The 16,817-nt window shown below is 39.3% G+C and carries 17 protein-coding genes; 12 read left to right on the top strand and 5 right to left on the bottom strand.

All coding sequences use genetic code 11. The features are described from left to right. Nucleotides 1–92 precede the first annotated feature (92 nt). The gene (locus H4J70_RS06535) at nucleotides 93–1,544 is read left to right on the top strand and encodes a TrkH family potassium uptake protein (protein ID WP_070375276.1); all 1,452 of its coding nucleotides are present in this window, start codon (nucleotides 93–95) and stop codon (nucleotides 1,542–1,544) included. Between the two features lie 82 nt (nucleotides 1,545–1,626). Here H4J70_RS06535 and trkA read toward each other — a convergent pair whose 3' ends face one another. The 4 genes from trkA to def are packed head-to-tail and all read right to left on the bottom strand — an operon-like array spanning nucleotide 1,627 to nucleotide 5,899. Then, a complete protein-coding gene (gene trkA, locus H4J70_RS06530; RefSeq protein WP_070375275.1) occupies nucleotides 1,627–3,006 on the bottom strand; it encodes a Trk system potassium transporter TrkA in 1,380 nt (459 codons plus the stop codon). Between the two features lie 54 nt (nucleotides 3,007–3,060). Beyond that, nucleotides 3,061–4,362: a 16S rRNA (cytosine(967)-C(5))-methyltransferase RsmB gene (gene rsmB / locus H4J70_RS06525; RefSeq protein ID WP_182250786.1), complete on the bottom strand. Its 1,302-nt coding sequence runs from the start codon at nucleotides 4,360–4,362 to the stop codon at nucleotides 3,061–3,063. Next, nucleotides 4,362–5,354, bottom strand: coding sequence for a methionyl-tRNA formyltransferase (fmt, locus tag H4J70_RS06520; protein WP_182250785.1), 993 nt, complete (start codon nucleotides 5,352–5,354; stop codon nucleotides 4,362–4,364). Before fmt ends, rsmB begins: the two co-directional genes overlap by 1 nt. Before the next feature lie 35 nt (nucleotides 5,355–5,389). Further along, complete coding sequence (gene def / locus H4J70_RS06515; protein ID WP_070375272.1) at nucleotides 5,390–5,899, bottom strand: peptide deformylase; 510 nt, start codon at nucleotides 5,897–5,899, stop codon at nucleotides 5,390–5,392. A gap of 124 nt (nucleotides 5,900–6,023) precedes the next feature. On the opposite strand from def, the gene H4J70_RS06510 reads away from it, so the two are divergent. The 11 genes from H4J70_RS06510 (at nucleotide 6,024) to H4J70_RS06460 (ending at nucleotide 15,606) form a co-directional block, all read left to right on the top strand. Further along, a complete protein-coding gene (locus tag H4J70_RS06510; RefSeq protein ID WP_182217480.1) occupies nucleotides 6,024–7,121 on the top strand; it encodes a LysM peptidoglycan-binding domain-containing protein in 1,098 nt (365 codons plus the stop codon). A 57-nt stretch (nucleotides 7,122–7,178) separates the two neighbouring features. Further along, nucleotides 7,179–8,336, top strand: a complete 1,158-nt coding sequence (gene dprA / locus H4J70_RS06505) for a DNA-processing protein DprA (RefSeq protein ID WP_310740317.1) — start codon at nucleotides 7,179–7,181, stop codon at nucleotides 8,334–8,336. A 9-nt stretch (nucleotides 8,337–8,345) separates the two neighbouring features. After that, nucleotides 8,346–8,819, top strand: a complete 474-nt coding sequence (locus H4J70_RS06500) for a DUF494 family protein (RefSeq protein WP_070375270.1) — start codon at nucleotides 8,346–8,348, stop codon at nucleotides 8,817–8,819. A gap of 75 nt (nucleotides 8,820–8,894) precedes the next feature. Continuing rightward, nucleotides 8,895–9,470 carry a topoisomerase DNA-binding C4 zinc finger domain-containing protein gene (locus tag H4J70_RS06495; RefSeq protein ID WP_070375269.1) on the top strand — a complete coding sequence of 192 codons (576 nt, stop codon included), beginning with the start codon at nucleotides 8,895–8,897 and terminating at the stop codon, nucleotides 9,468–9,470. A 38-nt stretch (nucleotides 9,471–9,508) separates the two neighbouring features. Next, the gene (gene purE, locus H4J70_RS06490; RefSeq protein ID WP_070375268.1) at nucleotides 9,509–10,012 is read left to right on the top strand and encodes a 5-(carboxyamino)imidazole ribonucleotide mutase; all 504 of its coding nucleotides are present in this window, start codon (nucleotides 9,509–9,511) and stop codon (nucleotides 10,010–10,012) included. Between the two features lie 244 nt (nucleotides 10,013–10,256). After that, on the top strand, nucleotides 10,257–11,882 hold the full coding sequence (locus H4J70_RS06485) for an acyl-CoA synthetase (protein WP_182222573.1): 1,626 nt from the start codon (nucleotides 10,257–10,259) through the stop codon (nucleotides 11,880–11,882). Nucleotides 11,883–12,001: 119 nt separating this feature from the next. Then, nucleotides 12,002–12,550, top strand: coding sequence for a Sua5/YciO/YrdC/YwlC family protein (locus H4J70_RS06480; protein WP_182175891.1), 549 nt, complete (start codon nucleotides 12,002–12,004; stop codon nucleotides 12,548–12,550). Beyond that, nucleotides 12,547–13,458 carry an oxygen-dependent coproporphyrinogen oxidase gene (hemF, locus tag H4J70_RS06475; RefSeq protein ID WP_182175890.1) on the top strand — a complete coding sequence of 304 codons (912 nt, stop codon included), beginning with the start codon at nucleotides 12,547–12,549 and terminating at the stop codon, nucleotides 13,456–13,458. The genes H4J70_RS06480 and hemF overlap by 4 nt, the downstream gene beginning before the upstream one ends. A 278-nt stretch (nucleotides 13,459–13,736) precedes the next feature. Beyond that, nucleotides 13,737–14,435, top strand: a complete 699-nt coding sequence (locus H4J70_RS06470; protein WP_182222574.1) for an OmpW family protein — start codon at nucleotides 13,737–13,739, stop codon at nucleotides 14,433–14,435. A 135-nt stretch (nucleotides 14,436–14,570) separates the two neighbouring features. Then, the gene (aroE, locus tag H4J70_RS06465; RefSeq protein ID WP_182222575.1) at nucleotides 14,571–15,377 is read left to right on the top strand and encodes a shikimate dehydrogenase; all 807 of its coding nucleotides are present in this window, start codon (nucleotides 14,571–14,573) and stop codon (nucleotides 15,375–15,377) included. Between the two features lies 1 nt (nucleotide 15,378). After that, nucleotides 15,379–15,606, top strand: a complete 228-nt coding sequence (locus H4J70_RS06460; protein ID WP_182204140.1) for a hypothetical protein — start codon at nucleotides 15,379–15,381, stop codon at nucleotides 15,604–15,606. Between the two features lie 15 nt (nucleotides 15,607–15,621). Here the strand turns inward: H4J70_RS06460 and H4J70_RS06455 are convergent, their stop codons facing one another. Next, the gene (locus tag H4J70_RS06455; RefSeq protein ID WP_182217472.1) at nucleotides 15,622–16,161 is read right to left on the bottom strand and encodes a gamma carbonic anhydrase family protein; all 540 of its coding nucleotides are present in this window, start codon (nucleotides 16,159–16,161) and stop codon (nucleotides 15,622–15,624) included. Between the last annotated feature and the right edge of the window lie 656 nt (nucleotides 16,162–16,817).

Genomic DNA, 16,817 nt, shown 5'->3' with positions numbered 1-16,817 from the left:
AATAGGTGATTTAAAGTCGCAGTGTTTATCTTTATGCTTTATCATCAAAAAACATGTGGTCGATGACTTTACTGAATAATAAAAATTAACTCGTGCAAATAAAAAATATCATTCGAATTCTTGGCTTACTGGTTGCTCTGTTGAGTGTAACCATGTTACCGCCTGCTTTAATTGCACTATTATACCGTGATGGTGGTGGTGTCTCCTTTCTGACTGCATTTCTGTTTTGCTTATTTGCAGGTTTACTTGCTTGGTATCCGTTTAAAAATGAAAAAAGTGACTTGCGCGCACGTGAAGGCTTTTTAATTGTCGTTTTATTCTGGGTAGTACTGGCGAGTTTCTCTGCGGTGCCGCTTTTGCTCTTAGACAAGCCTAATTTATCTGTTGCAGATGCTTTTTTTGAATCATTTTCTGGCTTAACAACAACTGGGGCGACCATCTTAAAAGAGATTGATGGTTTACCGCATGCAGTACTTTGGTATCGCCAGCAATTACAGTGGCTTGGCGGTATGGGTATTATAGTTTTAGCGGTTGCCGTTTTACCTATGCTAGGTATTGGTGGTATGCAGCTTTACCGTGCTGAAACACCGGGACCGGTTAAAGATTCAAAAATGACGCCGCGCATTGCCGATACAGCAAAACATTTATGGTATATATATTTATTTTTAACTATTGCCTGTGCGATTAGTTATTGGGGAGCAGGCATGTCTATCTTTGATGCCATTTGTCATGCTTTCTCAACAATTGCTATCGGGGGTTACTCTACACATACCGACAGTATCGGCTATTTTAATAGCCCCGCGATAAATTTTGTTTGTGTGTTTTTCTTGCTGATCGCTGGGGTAAATTTTGCGCTGCATTTTGCTGTCTTGCACAGTCGCTCCTTAAAAAATTACTTCTTCGATCCAGAATTTAAAGTCTTTATTGCTATCCAATTTGTCTTAACGCTCATTTGTTTAATTGTGCTGTTAGCAACGGGCACTTACGAAGATGGTTTTGAAGCATTCGACCAAGCCTTATTCCAGTCAGTCTCTATTAGTACCACCGCCGGCTTTGCAACAACCAGCTTTGCCGATTGGCCGACATTACTGCCAATACTCTTAATCTTTGCTAGTTTTATTGGTGGCTGTGCTGGGAGTACAGGTGGCGGAATGAAAGTTGTACGAGTGGTACTTTTATATCTACAAGGCTTACGAGAATTAAACCGTTTAGTACATCCTAAAGCCGTTTTTACGATAAAATTAGGTCGTAAAGCTTTACCTGATCGTGTTGTTGAAGCGATATGGGGCTTTTTCTCAGCTTATGCTGCGGTATTTATTATTTGTATGTTGTTACTGCTTGCCACAGGTATGGACGACATTACGGCTTTTACAGCAGTGGCTGCTTGTCTGAATAACTTAGGTCCAGGCTTAGGTGCTGTAGCCGCAAATTTTGCTGAGATCACCGATTTCAGTAAATGGGTATTAATTGTTGCTATGCTCTTTGGGCGATTAGAAATATTTACTTTATTAGTACTCTTTACTCCAGGTTTCTGGCGCTCTTAGATGTAGAGTATAGTGTAATAATAGAAACGAAAAACCCCAGATAAATCTGGGGTTTTTTATGTCTCGAGATTCACTTTTTATCTTAATAAAATGTTAGCGCGTCAACATGGAAAAGTTTCTCTACATCATAAATATAACGTTTATTGACTAAGAAAAGAATAACATGATCTTCTGACATTATCTTAGTGTCAGAGTGAGCAATTAACACTTCATCCTGTCTAACAATGGCGCCAATGGTGGTCCCCGGCGGCAACTTTATTGCTTGAATGGTTTTACCTACTACTTTTGAAGATTTTTCATCACCTTTAGCAATAATTTCAATCGCTTCTGCAGCACCACCACGTAAGCTATATACGTTATCAATACTACCACGGCGTACATGTGTCAATAATGCCGAGATAGTAGCGTGTTGCGGTGATACGGCAATATCGATATCGCTGCCATGTACTAAATCTATATAAGCACTTCGCTGAATTAGCACCATCGCTTTACGTACACCTAAGCGTTTTGCTAACAAAGATGACATAATATTTGCTTCATCGTCGTTGGTGACCGCAATAAACACATCGAATTGATCAATATGTTCTTCGAGTAACAGTTCTTGGTCGGAAGAGTCACCAATAAAAACTAAGGTATCATTGAGCTCAGAGGCTAAGTATTCCGCACGCTTTGGTGAACGTTCAATAAGTTTAACTTGATGATTTTTTTCTAAGATTTTAGCTAAGCCGGCGCCTATATTACCACCGCCAGCGATCATAATTCTTTTATATGAGGCTTCAAGTTTTTGCAGTTCATTCATTACCGCACGAATATGGATAGTGGCAGCAATAAAAAACACTTCATCATCTGCTTCAATAACGGTAGTACCCAGCGGACGGATAGGTTTTCCGTTACGATAAATAGCCGCTACTCGTGTGTCAACATTAGGAATATGTTCGCGCAAAGTTGACAGGGCATGACCAACCAATAACCCCCCGTAATAAGCTTTTACGGCAACTAAACTGACTTTTCCTTGGGCAAACTCTAAGACTTGTAGTGCACCAGGGTAATCAATTAAACGCGCAATATCACGAGTAACTAATTGTTCTGGAGCAATAACATGGTCTACGGGTATGTTTTTTGATTGAAAGAGTTCTTTTTGGTAGCGCAATATTTGTGATGAACGAATTCGGGCTATTTTATTTGCGGTGTTAAATAAAGTATAACAAATTTGGCAGGCGAGCATATTCGTTGCATCATCACTACTTACCGCGATAACCAACTCGGCATCCTCTGCACCCGCTTGCTTTAATACATCAGGGTGACAGCCATTACCAATAACAACTTGCAAGTCCATTTTATCTTGTAATTCATGCAAGGTCTCTGCATTGGTATCAATGAGCGTAATATCGTTACGCTCACCAACAAGATTTTCAGCTAATGTTCCGCCCACTTGCCCTGCGCCAATTATTATTATTTTCATAAGTTAACTTTCATTTTTAGTCTTTAAGCGGCAAGGTTGAAAGATCATCAGAGCCTATATTGTTTTTTCTAATTTAGCGTAATAAAAACCGTCCATTGATTGCTCATTTGGCAAGATTTGCCAGCCTATGTCGGTTTTTTCATTTGTTATTGGTACTAATTTAGCATTGTTATTCTCAGATAAGAACTCTTCTATCTGTTGAATATTTTCTTCGGGTAAAATACTACAGGTTGCATAAAGCAAAATACCGCCAGGTTTAAGTAGAGACCAAATGTTTTTTAATATTTGTTGCTGCAATATTGCCAGTTTTTCAATGTCTTCTGCTTTTCTCAACCATTTTATATCGGGGTGGCGACGAATTACACCGGTAGCCGAGCAGGGGGCGTCGAGTAAAATACGGTCGAAAAGTTGTCCATCCCACCATTCTTGTGAAGCAGCATCAGCAGTAATTACCTCGGCTGATAAGTTAAGGCGCGATAAGTTTTCTTCTACTCTTAATAAACGACTTTCTTCAATATCAATGGCCGTCATTTTTGCTAAGTCAGGGGTTAATTCTAGAATGTGGCAAGTTTTACCACCTGGGGCAGCACAACAATCAAGTACAAAGTCACCCGCTTGAGTATCGAGTAATATCGCGGCTTGTTGAGCCGCACCATCTTGAACTGAGATCCAGCCATCAATAAAGCCAGGAAGCTTATTAACATCTACAGCAGCAACGAGTTTAATCGCTGATGATTTATCGTCAACGAGTGCTACAGGGATTTCTGCTTGCTCGAGTAAAGCTAAATATTCAGTCACATTATGGTGACGTTGATTGACTCTTAACCACATCGGCGGTCGCTCTAAATTAGCATTAAGAATTTCTTGCCATTGATCAGGGTAAGCGTTTTGTACCTTTTTGATAAACCAGCTTGGGTGTGAATATTTTATTGGATCAGGTAACTTCGCTGCGATTTCTGCTGCATCGTCTTTGGCTAGGTTACGTTGAACATTACGTAAGACACCATTAATTAAACCTCTTAAAAAGTCGCACTTTAAAGGTTTTGTTGCTGCTACTGTTTCACTTACCGCCGCGTGGTCAGGAATGCGCGTATGCTTTACTTGATATATGCCCACTAGAATAAGAAAGTGGCCAACCCGTTGTTTACCTTTTAATGGCTTATCCATTAGCTGGCGTAAGTCATGTTCAAGTGCCGGTAAATACCGTAAAACGCCGTAACAAAGTTCTTGTAAAAGTCCTTTATCTTTACCTTCTACTTTTGCTTGAGCTTTGGGTAACTCATCGCTAAGGCTTCTGCCTTTATCAACAACAGCAAAACAACACCTTGCCGCTAGGGCTCTAATATTAGTCGCCATTATTGTTCACTCATGTTGTTTGCAGTTAAATTATTAATATGGCTGTTTTCAGCAAACCATAGTGCTTTTCCGTTTAAAATATCACGCGCTGGCATTGGCTTTTTACCAGGTAATTGCAATGACTCTAAGCACAGTGAACCTGAAGTTGTAGCAACAGTAACGCCGTTTTTATTTGCCGAAATTATTGTGCCAGGCAGGCAACCATGAGCCTCATCAGTATAGCTGGCTTGCCAAACCCGAATACGATGTTCGATATTTTTTTCATCAGTAAAGGTAAATTGTGCAACTGGCCACGGCATATAAGCACGAACTTTACGATGAAGTTCTACAGCGGGTAATTGCCAATCTAATTCTGCTTCATCTTTATCAAGTTTGGCCGCATAGTTAGCTAAATTATTATCTTGAGGCTCGGCGCTATGCTTGTTCTCAGCCATTAAATCAAGCGTGCTTAGTAAAGCAATAGGGCCGATATCGGCTAATTTTTCATAGAGTGTGGCGCTAGTATCTTGTTGAGTAATTTCACAGGTTGCTTTAGCTATCATGTCTCCGGTATCTAAACCTTTGTCCATCTGCATAATCGTCACACCTGTTTCTTTATCACCGGCCTCTAATGAACGTTGAATAGGTGCGGCGCCACGCCATTTTGGCAATATCGAGCCATGTACATTTACACAGCCTAAACGTGGCGCTTCTAAAATAACCATTGGCAATAATAAGCCGTAAGCGACAACAACCATAATATCAGCATTATAACTGGCTAGCTTTTCTTGATCGCCAGCGTCTTTAAAATTAACTGGTTGCTCAACAACAATACCATGCGATAAAGCGAGTTCTTTGGTAGCACAAGCGGTTAGCTTTTTACCACGTCCAGCACGTTTATCGGGTGGACAGTAAACCGCGACCACTTCATGATGAGAGTTAATTAGCGCCGCCAGATGTTGTGCAGCAAAGTCTGGCGTGCCAGCAAAAATAATTTTAAGAGCTTTTGACAAAGTTTTATTCCGAATTATATTAATAAAAACAATAATTAATTGTTGGCTAAACGAGCTTCTTTTTCTAGTTTTGCTTTTATCCGCTGGCGTTTTAATGGTGATAGATAATCAACAAATAACTTACCATCTAAATGATCTAATTCATGCTGTATACAAACTGCGAGTAACTCAGTTGCATTTAAGGTAAAGGCTTGTCCTTCACGATCGAGCGCTTTCACGGTAACTTCTGTGTAGCGGTCAACTTTTGCGTAACAACCGGGCACAGATAAACAACCTTCTTCATTGATTTCGGTCGTATCACTATGGCTAATTATTTCTGGGTTAATCAAGACATAAGACTGGTCTTCGTCTTCTGAAACATTAATGACGACAATACGTTGATGGATATTGACCTGGGTGGCAGCTAAACCAACACCGTTCTCTTCTCGCATGGTCTCAAACATGTCATCAATTATTTGTTGTACATCACTGTTAATATCTTCTACAGGTAACGCTTTAGTGCGCAAGCGTTCGTCAGGAAATCTAAGTACGTTTAAAATAGTCATAAATATTCAAATAATTCGCGAAATATCGCATTGAGTGTTATGTTTCAATTTTAGCTATTAAATATAATTAATAATAGTGGTTTAGGCTAAAAGCTTAATATATCTGTTTAATAGGCGAACTATCATGCTAATACGTAGTTTTTTGTTAATACTCTGCTTGTCTTTTTCAGTATTGGTTACTGCTGATGAGTTAACATTAAATAAAAATGCCCCAAAATCTTACTTTGTTAAAAAGGGGGATACTTTGTGGGATATTTCAGCAATATTTCTCAAGCAGCCTTGGCTCTGGCCAAAGTTGTGGCGATTGAATCCTGATATTGATAATCCTCATTTAATTTATCCTGGTGACGAGCTTCGTTTAGTTTTTGACGAAAAAGGGCAACCTATGTTAGTGCGAGGAAAGCCTGAACTTAAATGGTCGCCCCGAGCACGAGTTAAATTAAAAGATCAATCTGCTATTTCAAGTTTATCCTTGGACGTGATTGCGCCTTATATTAATTACAGTAGCATTTTATCTGAAGATGACATTGCAAAGCTCCCTTATATACTAGGGAGTGATGAAGGTTATAACTCTAGTATTGACGGCTTTAATCTCTATGTAAACGGCGAATTAGAGTTAGGCAAAGGTTATGGTATATATCAGAAAGAAAAGCCTATTTATGACCCTGAAACACAAGAACTTTTAGGCTACAACATTAGTGTTGTAGGTACCGGAAAAGTCTTACGCACCGGTGATATTGACAACAAAGTGCCTGCTACCTTGTATGTCGATGGCGTTAAAGAAGAAATTCGTTCCGGTGATTTCATTCTGCCCGTCAATGAAAACCAACAATACCCGTCATTTTTTAGTCTAAAGCCAGCGACTAAGTCGTTACGTGGACTAATTATCAACAGTATGAGTGGGTTAAGTGAATTTGGAAAACTCGACGTCGTAATGATTAATCGTGGCGCCGAACATGCCGTTGAGCAAGGAGATATTGTTTCGGTAAAACGAATCAGCCCAGGTGTTGTTGAAACAAGTAACGGCCCAACGTATAGCAAAGATGCTTCACGGTGGAATCGTATGGCAAATGTTGAGAGCTCTGATTATAAAATGCCAGAAGAGGTTGTTGGCGAAATGATGATTTTTAAAGTGTATCAGCAAGTGAGTTTAGCGCTCGTTATGCGTTCAAGTAAACCGCTTCGATTACAAGATATTATTACTTCACCCGTGGAAAACTAACCAACAGGCAATTCATCTTAATTTACAAGTAAAACCGCTGTACTTAGGGAGAAGACAGTGACAATAAAGTATAATTTAGCTGTTATCCCTCAACAGGGTGATGAGTATAAAAAGAAAAGCGCGAGTCACTTTTGGCTGGCGCTTAAGCTTATACCACGCCTAGCTATCCATAAAAAATTAAGACTTGTTGAACTCTTTGGAGTAGAACAACTTTTTCATTCCTCACAAGAACTGTCATCATTAAACCTTACTCAAAAACAGATAGCGGCGATTAGATCTCCTGATTGGCAAAGAATTTCTGAAATTATTGCCGCCACTGAACGATGTATTAGTGCCATTATTCCTTTTGTTGACTCTCGTTACCCTTCACAGTTAAAGCAAATTTATGATCCGCCATTGGTTTTATTTGCCCAAGGAAATATTAGCCTATTAAACCAAATGCAAATTGCGATGGTCGGTAGCCGAGATGCCAGTATTAATGGTCGAGAGAATGCGTTTAAATTTGCACAACAGTTAGCAAATGCTGGATTAGTGGTCACGAGTGGTTTAGCGCTAGGTATAGATGGCGCCGCTCACCAGGGGACGTTATCGGCAGGAGGTAAAACCATTGCGGTTGTCGCGACCGGTTTAGATCAGGTCTATCCAGCAAGACATAGATTATTAGCAAAAAACATTCTAGACAATGACGGTGCTATTATCAGTGAGTTTCCTCCAAACACCCCACCTAAGCCAGGTTATTTCCCCAAACGAAATAGATTGATTAGTGGTTTAAGTGTGGGGGTGCTGGTGGTTGAAGCCACTATTAAAAGTGGCTCTTTGGTAACCGCTCGTTGCGCCATAGAACAAAATCGTGACGTGTTTGCTATCCCAAGTACCATTAATAACCCACAAGCTAAAGGGTGTCACTGGCTGATTAAACAAGGTGCTAAACTTGTCGATAATATTGCCGATATAGTTGATGAATTAGATCTACTGCCACAAAGAGGTCTACACTTAACGATAAACAAAGAGAAAGAACAACGCTTAGAAAAAAGTCAAAAACAACACTTGTTTAACGATTCATTGTTAGCTAGTGTGGGTTATGAGATCACCCCCGTAGATATGGTGGTTTCACGAAGCAAATTACCGATAGATGTCGTACTAACTCGGTTAACAATGTTAGAGCTTAAAGGTCTGGTTGCTACGGTTCCAGGGGGTTACCTAAGAGTAAAATAGGGGCTAATTATGTTTGATATACTGATGTATCTTTTTGAAAACTATATACATAGTGAAGCCGAAATCATGGTGGATCATGAGTCATTAACGGATGAACTTACCCGAGCAGGTTTTCATCAAGACGAAATATATAAAGCGCTAAGTTGGTTAGAAAAGCTAGCAGCACTTCAAGACACCGATGCTTATCCGTATTTAACGCGAGTAGGGCGTCGCTCAGTACGTGTCTATGTTGATGATGAAATGCAATTACTTGATGTCGAGTGTCGAGGGTTTCTTTTATTTTTAGAGCAAGTGAATGTCCTAGATTTTACCACACGAGAAATGGTTATTGACCGCGTGATGGAGTTAGATACTAAGTTCTTCTCGATTGATGATTTAAAGTGGGTGGTACTTATGGTGTTATTTAACGTGCCAGGTAAAGAAAATGCTTACTCGCAAATGGAAGATCTTATTTTTGATGAGCAAGAAGGCCCATTACATTAAGTGTCAATCGTATAACTCGCTTAAGTTTGGCTAATCGTGGCATAATAACGTTAACAATATTCTAGTGATTGCATTATGCCTAATTCTGATAAACCCTTATTTTCACAGCACGAACATGCTTTAGAAAAAGCGTATGAAGTGTGCCCAGAATGTGGCAGTGAAATTGTTATAAAGAATAGTAAGTCGGGAAAGTTTTTTGGTTGTGCTTCCTATCCTGCCTGCGATTTCACTCGTCCAGTTGTCGAACACGAACGTGTCGAAGATAAAATTTTAGCTGGAACTGAATGCCCAGAGTGCCAACATGAACTTGCGGTTAAACAAGGGCGATATGGAATGTTTATCGGTTGTTCCAATTATCCCCAATGCCATCATATTGAAGATACTAGTGGTCAAGAAGACGTTGGCGTAGCTTGCCCACAGTGCCAGAAAAAGGGTAAGCAAGCCGAATTAATTGAGCGTACCAATCGCTATGGCAAAACATTTTATTCTTGTGAACAATATCCTAAATGCAAGTATGTCCTTAATTACCCACCCGTTGCTGAAAATTGCCCTCAATGCCATTGGCCGATATTAGTGAAGCGTAAAATGGCGAGTGGTAACGTCATAATCTGTCCAGAAAAGAAATGCACCTATAAGCGTAAAGAGATATAATACGCGCAATTATTTAACTAAACTTCTGGAGAGACAAAATGTCATCAACTTTTGTTGCAATTTTAATGGGTTCAGATTCTGACCTACCTGTTATGCAAGCAACCATCAGCGTTTTAAAAACATTTGGTATTGAACATGAAGTACGTGTTCGTTCAGCACATAGAACCCCTGATGCTGCTAAAGCTTACGTAAAAGATGCCGAAGAACGTGGCTGTAAAGTCTTTATATGTGCTGCAGGTTTAGCGGCTCATTTAGCCGGTGCTGTTGCAGGAATGACCACACGTCCAGTTATTGGTGTTCCAATTGATAACGGACCATTACAAGGTCATGATGCCTTACTTTCAACGGTTATGATGCCTGGTGGAATACCGGTTGCAACAGTTGCTATTGGTAAAGCTGGTGCAAAAAATGCGGGTTATTTAGCCGCACAAATATTAGGTGTTGCTGATCCGTCTATTGCAGAAAAAGTAAAAGCAGAACGCGCTGCTAATGTTATTGCTTTACTTGCAAAAGATGAAGCGATGCAAGAAAAATTAACATAAGTTTTATGTGTTATTCGAGAAACCAGCTACTTGCTGGTTTTTTTATGTCCAAAATTTACCCTGATATTTTTGTTTAGCTAAAATATAAATATCCCGCTAGATATTTACTGCGAATACCCCAATTCCCCCATTAGACCAAAGGATAATTTTTATACGCAATAATAGGCGTAAACTATCCTTAGTAAGTGCAGAAGTTAAGTAGCACTAAATAGCTACCAGCACCGTAATATAATGAGGAAAGTCGATGAACAATATTTATGACCAAGGCTTAGACAAAGTTGCAGCCAATAGCCAGCCTTTAACACCGATTAACTTTTTAAATCGAACCGCAGATGTACATCCTGAACGCGTTGCCATCATTCATGGTAAACAAAAAATTACTTATCGTGAATATCGTAATAATGTTAGACGGCTAGCCTCAGCATTAATGCAACGCGGTGTTAAGCCCGGTAATACAGTAGCCATCATGGCGGCTAATATTCCTGCCTTTCTAGACGCCCATTATGGTGTGCCGTTAACGGGTGCAGTATTACATTCTATAAACATTCGTTTAGATGCTGAAAGTATTGCTTTTCTTTTCGACCATGGCGAATGTGATGTACTCTTAACCGATACGGCATTTTCTTGTGTGGTAAAAAAAGCACTAACCTTATGTTCACGTCAACCGCTGATTATTGATATCGACGATGTAATGAGTGAAGGCGGTGAACGTTTAGGTTCTGTTGAGTATCAAGACTTACTTGCCGAAGGTAATGAAAATTTCACCGGAAATTTAATTCATGATGAGTGGCAAGCGCTGGCGTTAAATTACACATCAGGGACAACGGGTAACCCAAAAGGTGTGGTCTATTCACATCGCGGCGCTTATTTAAATTCGCTGGGTAACAACATGATCTGGCCATTAGGCAATAACTCAGTGTACCTATGGACACTGCCAATGTTCCATTGTAATGGTTGGTGTTTTCCATGGACTGTTGTTGCTGTGGGTGGAACACAAGTTTGCTTAAGGCAGGTAGAAGTTGGCGCAATCATTGAAAGTTTAATTGAACATAAGGTCAGCCATTTTTGTGGCGCGCCAATCGTCTTAAATATGATTTTAAATGCAGACCAAAAGTTACTGGCAAAAGTACCACGTGGCATAAATATCATGACCGCGGGGGCTCCGCCACCACCATCCGTTATTAAAGGGATGGAAGCAATGGGGTTTGATATTACCCAAGGCTATGGTTTAACTGAAGTTTATGGGCCTTGTGTGGTAAGTGAGTGGAAAGATGAATGGAATGATAAAAGCGACGATGAACGAGCAGCGCTAAAAGCGCGTCAAGGTGTACGCTATCCTACACAAGAAGAAGTCGATGTATTAGACCCTGAAACTATGCAGCCCGTCCCTTGTAATGCTGAAACGGTTGGTGAAATTATGTTTCGTGGTAATAGTATGATGAAAGGTTATCTAAAAAATGAGAAAGCGACCAATGAAGCATTTAAACATGGCTGGTTCCATTCTGGTGATTTAGCCGTTAAGCATCCTGATGGTTATATTGAAATAAGAGATCGTTCTAAAGATATTATTATTTCAGGTGGAGAAAATATATCTTCAGTAGAAGTCGAAAGTATTTTATATCAACACCCTGATATATTAGAGGCAGCCGTTGTCGCTAAAAGCGATGAGAAATGGGGGGAAACTCCATGTGCCTTTGTTTCATTAAAGCGAGGCCGAAGCGCTACAGAGCAAGATATCATCAGTTTTTGTCGAGAACATATGGCTACATTTAAAGCCCCTAAGACAATTGTGTTTAGTGATTTACCAAAAACGTCGACAGGTAAAGTGCAGAAGTTTATTTTACGTGAAAAAGTAAAAAGCCTCTCATAACTATCAAGTGTTTAATTTTGGCGATAAAATTATTTTTATCTGAAATTAAACACTTATTTTATCTGTTAGATAAACGCCGTATAATCATAAAATAATCCTTTAATTTTCCATTATTATTTATGATGACTTCTGCCGAAGAGGCTTACAGCCAAGGTGGTATTATTGCTTATCCAACCGAAGCTGTTTTTGGCCTAGGTTGCGATCCAGATAATTTACTCGCAATTGAAAAATTACTTAGCATTAAAAACCGCTCTCCAGAAAAGGGCCTCATTTTACTAGCGGCTAACTACTCTCAATTACTCCCTTATATTGATGACAGTAAAATACCGCAAGATAAACGCTTGAGTATACTTTCTCGCTGGCCTAACGGTATTACTCAATTATTGCCAAAAAATAGCAATACCCATCGGCTACTTACTGGAAAATTTTCCACCATAGCCGTTCGATTGACTAGCCAACCTGATGTAGTAGCGCTATGCAACAAGGTAAATAAACCGATTGTTTCTACCAGTGCTAACCTATCAGGGGAGGAGCCGGCAAGAACTTGGCAAGACGTTGAAGAAACTTTGTCAGCTGAAATCGATTTCATCATAAAAGGTAGTACTTTAGGGTATACTCAACCTTCAAGAATAATTGATGCACTGACCGGAGAGACAATTCGAGCATGAGCCAAGTAAGCATAGAAACAGTCATTGAATTTTTAAAATCACTGCAAGACAATATTTGTTCAGCATTAGAAGCCGCCGACGGAAGTGGGCAGTTCGTTGAAGATAACTGGATACGCGCTGAAGGCGGTGGTGGCCGTACTCGAGTATTAACCGACGGGACTGTTATTGAACAAGGTGGTGTAAACTTTTCAGAAGTCTCTGGTGATAAGTTACCTCCATCAGCGAGTGCTCATCGACCTGAACTAGCCGGTAGAACCTGGCGAGCCTGTGGTGTTTCATTAGTTATTCACCCTAAAAATCCTTATATTCCAACGTCACACGCTAATGTACGATTTTTTATCGCTGAGAAAGAAGGTGAGGAACCTGTGTGGTGGTTTGGTGGTGGTTTTGATTTAACCCCTTTTTATCCTATAAAAGAAGATGTTGTTCATTGGCACCAAACGGCAAAATCACTTTGTCAGCCTTTTGGTGAAAATGTTTATAATGAGCATAAAAAATGGTGCGATGAATATTTTTATTTAAAACATCGAGATGAAACGCGTGGTGTTGGTGGTTTATTTTTTGATGATTTGAATCAATGGGATTTTGATACTTGCTTAAATTATATTAAAGCTGTTGGGCAAGGCTTTGTTGACGCTTATGTTCCGATTATCGAAAAAAGAAAGCACATTGAATTCTCTGAGCAACAACGTCAATTTCAATTATATCGCCGTGGCCGTTATGTTGAGTTTAACTTAGTCTTTGACCGAGGAACCTTATTTGGTTTGCAGTCAGGTGGGCGTACAGAATCGATATTAATGTCGATGCCGCCACTTGCTCGTTGGGAATATAATTATCAGCCCGATCCAACAAGTCAAGAAGCTGAACTGGCTCAGTACTTAGTACCGCAAGACTGGTTAGCTCAATAATTATTATCATTTATAATACTTCAGCTAGATTTTTTTGAACGCCGATTGAACGAGAAGCGTAAAGCTTCTCGTGTTTCTGTCAATGACATTAGCTGTTTTATATTTTCGTCACCAAGCTTACTTGCCACTGTTATTTACCTCTACTCCCCTCTATTTGTAAAATGTTTAAATAAAAGTTAAAACAACGCAATTTTATTGCGCTAGGTCATGTTTTTATTTTTAAGTCTCTATAGAATCCGTTTCATTAAATACCCACAAAATAAACAGGGACTTTGCACATGAAAAAACGTTTACTTACTTTAGCTGTTTTAGCTTCTCTTTCTGTAACTGCCTTTGCTGAAGATTATAAAGCCGGAGATTTTGTTTTCCGTGGTGGTGCGACTATGGTTAACCCAGATAGCGGTAAGTCAGGGGTTTTTGTTGAAGCATTAGGAGGTAACACGCCATTATCTCTTTCTGTTGATGACAATACTCAACTTGGCTTAAATTTTATTTATTTCTATGATAACAATTGGGCAATAGAAGTTTTAGCTGCAACACCATTCGCCCATGATGTCATTATTCACGATCAACAACGTATCTCTGCCGGACTGTTTGGTGCGAACGTGGATGGTGCGACATTAGCGGAAGTCACACAGTTACCACCCACAATTAGTGCACTTTATTACTTTAACAGTGCATCGAACATTAAACCTTATGCGGGTGTTGGCATAAATTACACCATATTTTTTGATGAAAGTTTTAAAAGTACACCTGAATCCTTAGGTTTTAATGATTTAGAGCTTGATGGCTCATTAGGCTTATCGTTTCAAGTGGGCGCCGATTACTTAATAAATGATAAGTGGCACGTAAATGCTTCCGCTCGTTATATTGATATTAATGCCGATGCCACCTTCAAAATTGGTGATATTAAAGGGTCTGCGTCAGTAGAAATTGACCCTATGGTTTATTCAATCATGTTGGGTTATAAGTTTTAGTATTATTAATAACACAAACTCTTAACAACACCCTTTTAAGGCAGTCATCTTTTATATAAAGGTAACTGCTTTTTTTATATTCATCATGCCTTTATTACGATAACCTTAAGTATAATTTATTACCCAGTGCTTTCTATGGATCAATATCGCGTCTTTGGTAACCCTATCAAACAATCACGTTCGCCCATCATTCACCAATCTTTTGCGCAGCAAACTCAGCAGCAGCTTAACTACCAAAGTGAATATGTAGCACTAGAGCTATTTGAACAAACAATCATTACTTTTATGCATAGTGGCGCTAAAGGTGCCAACATTACCGCTCCTTTTAAAGAACAAGCGATGGCATTATGCGATAAATTAACCGAGCGGGCTCAACTTGCCGGCGCGGTAAATACCTTAACGTTTGCGGGTGGTAAAATATTTGGCGATAACACCGATGGTGAAGGGCTTGTACAAGACCTCCTTAATCATAAAATATTATTAAAAAATAGTCGTATATTATTACTTGGTGCTGGTGGTGCCGCTAAAGGCGTGATTTTACCTTTATTAGCACAAGGACCACAGAAAATTGTTATCGCCAATAGAACAGTTAGTAAAGCCGAAGAGCTGATTAAAAAGTTTAACAACAATAAATTAACGGCTACAGGGTTCGATGCTCTGGGAGCAGAAAAGTTTGACCTTATTATCAATGCAACATCGGCAAGCTTAACGGGGAAAATTCCACCGTTATCAAAAGAGCTTATTGCTAATACCGACTGTTACGATATGGTTTATGGTAAAGAACTTAGTCCATTTTTAGCTTGGGCGAAAGCCAATGGCGCAAGTAATGTTATTGATGGTTTAGGTATGTTGGTAGAACAAGCCGCCGAAAGTTTTAGAACTTGGCGAAATGTTTCACCTGAAACCGCATCGGTGCTAAATAGGCTAAGAAAAGAGGATTAAGATGAATCAACAAATAATCTTCAACGATGATATAACTTATGATAACAACCAACAGGGCTGGATCTTTAGTGGATTACTCTCTGGTGAGCGTATTAATATTCTTATTAAGTGTACAAAGCATAATGTAATGAGTGATGCATTGAAATTTGATTTAGAAGAAATCGTTGAAGAGTGGCTCGACGATAATGAGCCACTCCCTGAAAGTCGAATAGAGCTGTACTATAAGTAACGGGCTAATAAATTATTATTGAGCAAGGTACTCATTCTTAAGCTCAACATAATTAATCGCAGACTGACTAAGAAATGCTTGCTCACTTTCTTTTAGTAATCTCACTTGTTTTACCGGGTTACCTACATATAGGTAACCACTCTCTAACGTTTTATGAGGAGGCACCAAAGAACCTGCACCAATAAAAACGTCACTTTCAATAATCGCGCCATCCATAATGATTGCCCCCATACCAACAAGTATACGATCTCCTAACGTGCAACCATGTAGCATGCACTTGTGACCAACGGTAACATCTTCACCTATAATGAGAGGATTGCCTGTTGGATTACCTGCGCTTTTACGGGTTACATGCAATACCGTACCATCTTGGATATTGGTTCTATTGCCAATGCTAATAGTATTAACGTCACCCCTAGCGGCGACCAAAGGCCAAATACTGACATCGTCACCCATAGATATATCTCCAACGAGTACAGCAGACTCATCAATATAGACCTTTTGGCCCAATTTTGGTGTGATTTTATTGTAGCTACGTAATATAGTTTTATTCATAATGAGAATTAGGTTGTGAACTTGTGCATTAATATTAGCAAATATCGACTAAAGGTTGAAAAAATATCAGTTATAAACTGTATTAATATAAATGTTTAGTTTAACGAAAGAGTATCAGCTAATAGAAGTGTGGTTAATAAATGTGGTATTCGGTCGAATAAACCTCAATAAAAACGTGGCCTGTACGTTAATTAAGCGAACAAACGTTTATTTCAAACTTATTGCAAAAAAGGGTTGACGCCCAGCGAGAAATCTCTAGAATGCGCTCCAGTTCCAAGGGGTTCAGTCAAAACGAACCACGAAAGAGCTGTTTTGATAAGTTATCTACATCACTTTAGGGTAAAGTAGTTAACTTAACGTTTTATAGATAAGGTTTGAATCTTCGAAAAGAAACTTCAAATTAAATCAAATAAAACGTTGACATCAAAACTGAGAAGCGTATCATGCGCATCTCGCTTCAGGCAAGGCCTGCAGCAACGGAGCAACGCTCCAAAGGTATAAACGAATGGGTTTTATATCTAACTCTTTACTTTAAGTAAATGAGTTTTTCTTTAACAATTAGTTATCATGCAATTTGTGTGGACACTCACATTACATTGATTTTACATAGTCGGTTCTTAATTCTCTAACGAGAGGCAAGGAAAGACGTAAAACAG

The sequence above is a fragment of the Colwellia sp. BRX8-9 genome (genome assembly GCF_014077245.1).
GTDB lineage: Bacteria > Pseudomonadota > Gammaproteobacteria > Enterobacterales > Alteromonadaceae > Colwellia_A.
Note: the sequence above shows the minus strand (reverse complement) of the source record. Positions and strands in the feature narration are given on the sequence as shown.

Excerpts from the sequence above, each read along its gene's own strand:
- trkA (WP_070375275.1), bottom strand. The coding sequence starts at position 3,006 with ATGAAAATAATAATAATTGGCGCAGGGCAAGTGGGCGGAACATTAGCT.
- rsmB (WP_182250786.1), bottom strand. The coding sequence starts at position 4,362 with ATGGCGACTAATATTAGAGCCCTAGCGGCAAGGTGTTGTTTTGCTGTT.
- def (WP_070375272.1), bottom strand. The coding sequence starts at position 5,899 with ATGACTATTTTAAACGTACTTAGATTTCCTGACGAACGCTTGCGCACT.
- H4J70_RS06510 (WP_182217480.1), top strand. The coding sequence starts at position 6,024 with ATGCTAATACGTAGTTTTTTGTTAATACTCTGCTTGTCTTTTTCAGTA.
- H4J70_RS06500 (WP_070375270.1), top strand. The coding sequence starts at position 8,346 with ATGTTTGATATACTGATGTATCTTTTTGAAAACTATATACATAGTGAA.
- H4J70_RS06495 (WP_070375269.1), top strand. The coding sequence starts at position 8,895 with ATGCCTAATTCTGATAAACCCTTATTTTCACAGCACGAACATGCTTTA.
- purE (WP_070375268.1), top strand. The coding sequence starts at position 9,509 with ATGTCATCAACTTTTGTTGCAATTTTAATGGGTTCAGATTCTGACCTA.
- H4J70_RS06485 (WP_182222573.1), top strand. The coding sequence starts at position 10,257 with ATGAACAATATTTATGACCAAGGCTTAGACAAAGTTGCAGCCAATAGC.
- H4J70_RS06480 (WP_182175891.1), top strand. The coding sequence starts at position 12,002 with ATGATGACTTCTGCCGAAGAGGCTTACAGCCAAGGTGGTATTATTGCT.
- hemF (WP_182175890.1), top strand. The coding sequence starts at position 12,547 with ATGAGCCAAGTAAGCATAGAAACAGTCATTGAATTTTTAAAATCACTG.
- H4J70_RS06470 (WP_182222574.1), top strand. The coding sequence starts at position 13,737 with ATGAAAAAACGTTTACTTACTTTAGCTGTTTTAGCTTCTCTTTCTGTA.
- aroE (WP_182222575.1), top strand. The coding sequence starts at position 14,571 with ATGGATCAATATCGCGTCTTTGGTAACCCTATCAAACAATCACGTTCG.
- H4J70_RS06460 (WP_182204140.1), top strand. The coding sequence starts at position 15,379 with ATGAATCAACAAATAATCTTCAACGATGATATAACTTATGATAACAAC.
- H4J70_RS06455 (WP_182217472.1), bottom strand. The coding sequence starts at position 16,161 with ATGAATAAAACTATATTACGTAGCTACAATAAAATCACACCAAAATTG.